Here is a 5,567-nt window from a genome sequence, read left to right as displayed (position 1 = left end):
AAATGGCCACCCAACTTTGGGTGGCCATTTCACTGAAAAGAAGTCCGGCGGTGTCCTACTCTCCCACAGGGTCCCCCCTGCAGTACCATCGGCGCTGTGAGGCTTAGCTTCCGGGTTCGGAATGTAACCGGGCGTTTCCCTCACGCTATGGCCGCCGAAACACTATCGATGTTTCAGTCAACACGAACGCAAATCATTGTTGTGTTATGTTCCCGACCGTACATCGGGAACCACTCAGTGGACGCAAGCACCAAAAACGGTGTGTTATCAAGTCATCGGCTTATTAGTACCGGTCAGCTTCACGCGTTACCGCGCTTCCACATCCGGCCTATCAACCCAGTAGTCTGGCTGGGAGCCTCTCGCCCGAAGGCATGGAAGTCTCATCTTGAGGCCGGCTTCCCGCTTAGATGCTTTCAGCGGTTATCCATCCCGAACGTAGCTAATCAGCGGTGCTCCTGGCGGAACAACTGACACACCAGAGGTTCGTCCAACCCGGTCCTCTCGTACTAGGGTCAGATCCTCTCAAACTTCCTACGCGCGCAGCGGATAGGGACCGAACTGTCTCACGACGTTCTAAACCCAGCTCGCGTACCGCTTTAATGGGCGAACAGCCCAACCCTTGGGACCTACTCCAGCCCCAGGATGCGACGAGCCGACATCGAGGTGCCAAACCATGCCGTCGATATGGACTCTTGGGCAAGATCAGCCTGTTATCCCCGAGGTACCTTTTATCCGTTGAGCGACAGCGCTTCCACAAGCCACTGCCGGATCACTAGTCCCGACTTTCGTCCCTGCTCGACCTGTCAGTCTCACAGTCAAGCTCCCTTGTGCACTTACACTCGCCACCTGATTGCCAACCAGGTTGAGGGAACCTTTGGGCGCCTCCGTTACTTTTTGGGAGGCAACCGCCCCAGTTAAACTACCCACCAGGCACTGTCCCTGAACCGGATTACGGTTCGAAGTTAGATATCCAGAGTGACCAGAGTGGTATTTCAACAATGACTCCACACGAACTGGCGTCCATGCTTCAAAGTCTCCCACCTATCCTACACAAGCCACACCGAACACCAATACCAAGCTGTAGTAAAGGTCACGGGGTCTTTCCGTCCTGCTGCGCGTAACGAGCATCTTTACTCGTAATGCAATTTCGCCGAGTTCGCGGTTGAGACAGTTGGGAAGTCGTTACGCCATTCGTGCAGGTCGGAACTTACCCGACAAGGAATTTCGCTACCTTAGGATGGTTATAGTTACCACCGCCGTTTACTGGGGCTTAAATTCTCAGCTTCGCCTTGCGGCTAACCGGTCCTCTTAACCTTCCAGCACCGGGCAGGCGTCAGTCCGTATACATCGTCTTGCGACTTGGCACGGACCTGTGTTTTTAGTAAACAGTCGCTACCCACTAGTCTCTGCGGCCTCCAAACGCTTTCGGAGCAAGTCCTAATACGCCGAAGGCCCCCCTTCTCCCGAAGTTACGGGGGCATTTTGCCGAGTTCCTTAACCACGATTCTCTCGATCTCCTTGGTATTCTCTACCTGACCACCTGAGTCGGTTTGGGGTACGGGCAGCTAGAACCTCGCGTCGATGCTTTTCTTGGCAGCATAGGATCACCCACTTTTTATCCGCATCGTGTCTCAGCCTTAATGAGTGACGGATTTGCCTATCACTCGGCCTACGCACTTACACCCGGACTACCATCGCCGGGCTGGGCTACCTTCCTGCGTCACACCTGTTAATACGCTAACCGCACCAGCATGGGGTCGAGCGTTCGCCAAGACGGCTTCACCCCGAAGGGATCCATCCATTCCTGGTTAGGACTCTTAGCACCACTGGATTAGCTTGGGCGGTTCTTCGCCGGTACGGGAATATCAACCCGTTGTCCATCGACTACGCCTGTCGGCCTCGCCTTAGGTCCCGACTTACCCAGGGAAGATTAGCTTGACCCTGGAACCCTTGGTCTTTCGGAGGACATGTTTCTCACATGTCTTTCGCTACTCATGCCTGCATTCTCACTCGTGTAGCCTCCACGGCTGGTTCACACCGCCGCTTCGCTGGCCACACGACGCTCTCCTACCCATCAACACGGCTGGACCACGAAGGCCTACCAAAAATGTCAATGCCACAACTTCGGTGGCGTGCTTGAGCCCCGTTACATTGTCGGCGCGGAATCACTTGACCAGTGAGCTATTACGCACTCTTTCAAGGGTGGCTGCTTCTAAGCCAACCTCCTGGTTGTCAAAGCAACTCCACATCCTTTCCCACTTAGCACGCGCTTAGGGACCTTAGTTGGTGGTCTGGGTTGTTTCCCTCTCGACTATGAAGCTTATCCCCCACAGTCTCACTGCTGCGCTCTCACTTACCGGCATTCGGAGTTTGGCTGACGTCAGTAAGCTTTTGGGCCCCATCGGCCATCCAGTAGCTCTACCTCCGGTAAGAAACACGCAACGCTGCACCTAAATGCATTTCGGAGAGAACCAGCTATCACGAAGTTTGATTGGCCTTTCACCCCTATCCACAGCTCATCCCCTCAGTTTTCAACCTAAGTGGGTTCGGTCCTCCACGACGTCTTACCGTCGCTTCAACCTGGCCATGGATAGATCACTTCGCTTCGGGTCTAGGACACGCGACTGAATCGCCCTATTCAGACTCGCTTTCGCTACGGCTACCCCACTCGGGTTAACCTCGCCACGTATCGCTAACTCGCAGGCTCATTCTTCAAAAGGCACGCTGTCACCCCTACTAAGGAGGCTCCAACGGTTTGTAAGCAAACGGTTTCAGGTACTATTTCACTCCCCTCCCGGGGTACTTTTCACCTTTCCCTCACGGTACTTGTCCGCTATCGGTCATCTGGGAGTATTTAGGCTTATCAGGTGGTCCTGACAGATTCACACGGGATTTCTCGGGCCCCGTGCTACTTGGGATACTCTTCGCGTCAAGAGAGGCATTTCGACTACGGGGTTGGCACCCTCTATGACCGGCCTTTCAAGACCGTTCGTCTATACCTTCTTGTAACGCCGACAGATCGGCAGACCTGTCAGAAAAGTCCCACAACCCCGAACACGCAACTCCTGCCGGATATCACACGTACTCGGTTTAGCCTGTTCCGGTTTCGCTCGCCACTACTAACGGAATCGCGGTTGCTTTCTCTTCCTGTGGGTACTGAGATGTTTCACTTCCCCACGTTCCCTCTACCCGCCCTATATATTCAGGCGGGAGTCACTGGGTCGGCACGCCGCCCAGCGGGGTTTCCCCATTCGGACACCCTCGGATCACAGTGTGCTTATCCACTCCCCGAGGCTTATCGCAGATTGCTACGTCCTTCTTCGGCTCCAGATGCCAAGGCATCCACCGTTTGCTCTTAAAGACTTGAAATCACATGAGTTTTATCAAGAATCGAACCCCACCCGAAGGTGAGGCTGAAATTGACTAATGATCTTTAAGATCATCTATAAGAACTGACCGAAGTCAGCTCAAAGATGCTCGCGTCCACTGTGTAGTTCTCAAAGTACGGGCGGTACCCTCCCCCGCTCCCACCAACCGGTGACAACAAGAAAAGGCCCAGAGGAGTCAGCCCACCCACCCCCGAAAGGGCAAGCGTTCCGGTCCCTCAGGACCCAACAGCGTGCATGTACCAACCATCCCCACAAACCCCGTTCCAGTCGCAAGCGACGTACTAAGAACCAGCAGTTCCGATCAGCACCTTGTCCAATGTTCCACCCATGAGCTCCCTGCAGAGACGAACGCTCTGATCAGGGGCCTGGACACCCCGAAGAGTGCCAGATGCTCCTTAGAAAGGAGGTGATCCAGCCGCACCTTCCGGTACGGCTACCTTGTTACGACTTAGTCCTAATTACCGATCCCACCTTCGACGGCTCCCTCCACAAGGGTTGGGCCACCGGCTTCAGGTGTTACCGACTTTCATGACTTGACGGGCGGTGTGTACAAGACCCGGGAACGTATTCACCGCAGCGTTGCTGATCTGCGATTACTAGCGACTCCGACTTCATGAGGTCGAGTTGCAGACCTCAATCCGAACTGGGACCGGCTTTTTGGGATTCGCTCCACCTTACGGTATTGCAGCCCTTTGTACCGGCCATTGTAGCATGCGTGAAGCCCAAGACATAAGGGGCATGATGATTTGACGTCATCCCCACCTTCCTCCGAGTTGACCCCGGCAGTATCCCATGAGTTCCCACCATTACGTGCTGGCAACATAGAACGAGGGTTGCGCTCGTTGCGGGACTTAACCCAACATCTCACGACACGAGCTGACGACAACCATGCACCACCTGTTTACGAGTGTCCAAAGAGTTGACTATTTCTAGCCCGTTCTCGTATATGTCAAGCCTTGGTAAGGTTCTTCGCGTTGCATCGAATTAATCCGCATGCTCCGCCGCTTGTGCGGGTCCCCGTCAATTCCTTTGAGTTTTAGCCTTGCGGCCGTACTCCCCAGGCGGGGAACTTAATGCGTTAGCTGCGTCACGGAATCCGTGGAATGGACCCCACAACTAGTTCCCAACGTTTACGGGGTGGACTACCAGGGTATCTAAGCCTGTTTGCTCCCCACCCTTTCGCTCCTCAGCGTCAGTTACGGCCCAGAGATCTGCCTTCGCCATCGGTGTTCCTCCTGATATCTGCGCATTCCACCGCTACACCAGGAATTCCAATCTCCCCTACCGCACTCTAGTCTGCCCGTACCCACTGCAGGCTGGAGGTTGAGCCTCCAGTTTTCACAGCAGACGCGACAAACCGCCTACGAGCTCTTTACGCCCAATAATTCCGGATAACGCTTGCGCCCTACGTATTACCGCGGCTGCTGGCACGTAGTTAGCCGGCGCTTTTTCTGCAGGTACCGTCACTTTCGCTTCTTCCCTGCTAAAAGAGGTTTACAACCCGAAGGCCGTCGTCCCTCACGCGGCGTTGCTGCATCAGGCTTTCGCCCATTGTGCAATATTCCCCACTGCTGCCTCCCGTAGGAGTCTGGGCCGTGTCTCAGTCCCAGTGTGGCCGGTCACCCTCTCAGGCCGGCTACCCGTCGACGCCTTGGTGAGCCATTACCTCACCAACAAGCTGATAGGCCGCGAGCTCATCCCTGACCGAAATTCTTTCCAAACGTCGACCATGCGGTCACGTCTCGTATCCGGTATTAGCAGCTGTTTCCAACTGTTATCCCAGAGTCAGGGGCAGATTGCTCACGTGTTACTCACCCGTTCGCCACTGATCCAAAGAGCAAGCTCTCCTTCACCGTTCGACTTGCATGTGTTAAGCACGCCGCCAGCGTTCATCCTGAGCCAGGATCAAACTCTCCGTAAAAGAATTTTGCTGAACAAGACCGGAATAGGTCGAGCCCAACGAGCTTGATCTGACGATCGGATGTCATTACTGACAAATCCGTTTAATCTCAAAGAAATCTCACCAACCAGCCGAAACTGGTTGCGAGGTTTTTTGGCATTATGACAAGTGCACGCTGTTGAGTTCTCAAGGATCGGACGCACCTGCAACTCAGCCTCATCAGCCTCGCCCGCAGGGCAACTTCACTACCTTATCCCACCCACACCGACTGTCAAATC

Annotated in this window: 3 rRNA genes; all 3 read right to left on the bottom strand. The window is 54.6% G+C overall.

The window, feature by feature from the left end:
- Positions 1-42 precede the first annotated feature (42 nt).
- Positions 43-159: ribosomal RNA gene (gene rrf, locus DEA06_RS16305) — 5S ribosomal RNA — on the bottom strand.
- A gap of 104 nt (positions 160-263) precedes the next feature.
- Positions 264-3,369, bottom strand: a 23S ribosomal RNA gene (locus DEA06_RS16300).
- Positions 3,370-3,788: 419 nt separating this feature from the next.
- Positions 3,789-5,310, bottom strand: a 16S ribosomal RNA gene (locus tag DEA06_RS16295).
- Together the 16S, 23S and 5S rRNA genes form the textbook arrangement of a ribosomal RNA operon.
- Positions 5,311-5,567: the final 257 nt, after the last annotated feature.

It is taken from the genome of Microbacterium sp. Gd 4-13, from assembly GCF_003095395.1.
Lineage (GTDB): Bacteria > Actinomycetota > Actinomycetes > Actinomycetales > Microbacteriaceae > Microbacterium.
Note: the sequence above shows the minus strand (reverse complement) of the source record. Positions and strands in the feature narration are given on the sequence as shown.